This is a genomic window from Streptomyces sp. NPDC087844 (assembly GCF_044742785.1).
GTDB lineage: Bacteria > Actinomycetota > Actinomycetes > Streptomycetales > Streptomycetaceae > Streptomyces.
Genome location: NZ_JBIUVD010000042.1, coordinates 1 through 1,176 on the forward strand (window position 1 = coordinate 1; position 1,176 = coordinate 1,176).

The 1,176-nt window shown below is 61.0% G+C and carries 2 protein-coding genes; one reads left to right on the forward strand and one right to left on the reverse strand.

Annotated features, from left to right (window positions below):
* Positions 1-102 precede the first annotated feature (102 nt).
* The gene (locus tag ACIOKD_RS41020; RefSeq protein WP_402093538.1) at positions 103-528 is read left to right on the forward strand and encodes a UTRA domain-containing protein; all 426 of its coding nucleotides are present in this window, start codon (positions 103-105) and stop codon (positions 526-528) included.
* 55 nt (positions 529-583) lie between these two features.
* On the opposite strand, the gene ACIOKD_RS41025 is transcribed toward ACIOKD_RS41020, so the two are convergent.
* Positions 584-1,176 (reverse strand): hypothetical protein (locus ACIOKD_RS41025; RefSeq protein ID WP_402093540.1); only part of this gene is annotated, 593 nt, incomplete at its 5' end.

Sequence of the window (1,176 nt, forward strand, 5' to 3'; positions counted from 1 at the left end):
CCCCCCAGGTCATGCCTTCGACAGGGGGACACAGTCATGCCGGACCCGGAGGCCAGCGGCCCCGTTGCGGAACCGCAGAAAACATAACGGGGGGCTCCCCGCGTGGAAACTGCGATCCGTCACGACATCGCGCCCTCTCAGGTCGCCGAACTTCTCGGCATCGCGAGCGCTGACCAGACCGTGATCCGCGCCAGGCACATGTATGACGGTGACCGCCTGGTCCAACTCGCTGACTCGTACGTCCCCATGGACGTAGCAGAGGCCGCAAGCATCGAGAAACCTGACCCGGGTCTTGGCGGCATCATCAGCCGAATGCGCGACGCAGGATACGAGCAGACCGAAGCGATTGAGGAGATCACGCTGTACGCGGCGACCTCGGTCGAAGCAGAGGCGTTTGGGATCGAGGCCGGCAGCAACCTTATCCAGATCACGCACACCGGTTACACGAAGACCGGGCGCGCTGTTGAGGTCACCGTGCACCGTCCCAGCCCTGGTTGGGTTCTACGCTACAGCCCGCCCCTCAGTTAATCCCCGCGCACAGCGGCGGCCCGCATGGAACAGTGCGGGCCGCCGCTGTGTGTATTCACTCCTCCTCGGGCGTATCCGATTCCGGGCGCGGATGGTATTTGTCCCAGACCTTGGCGGCTGCAAGTCCTGCCTGCTGAGCAACTGGCAACGCGCCGCTACCCATTAGAGCCATCACCTCTGCCGTGGTCGGCAAGAGGATCAGGGCTTGCAGGCAAATTGCGAACACGGTGATTTGCACCCATGTGATCCACAGTCGACGTGCTATCGCAGGAGGGAATCCCTGCAATGACTGTTCGAAACTAGACAGCGCTTCTTCAATCTCATGGACGGTTTCGTCCGATAGATCGCCCAGCGCGACTTCGTCGCCAGCATCATGGCTGGCGAGCCCTTGCAGGGTTGTGTCAACGAAGTTCAGTATTGGCTGCTCAAAGTGCTGATCCAGGAGTGGCGACACTGCTTGCATCTCTCGGAGCCAGGACTGGCCAACCGCTGCTTGGAAGTTACGAAGAGTGCGCTGACTGACGGATATCTGAGCTGCTACTTCAGCGAGAGTGGCGATGGATCCTGACTCGACGAGTTGTTCGCGGGTCTGTGCTGCCATTTCCACGAAGGAATTGAGGCTGGCCGCGAGGGGTGCAATGTTGAGGT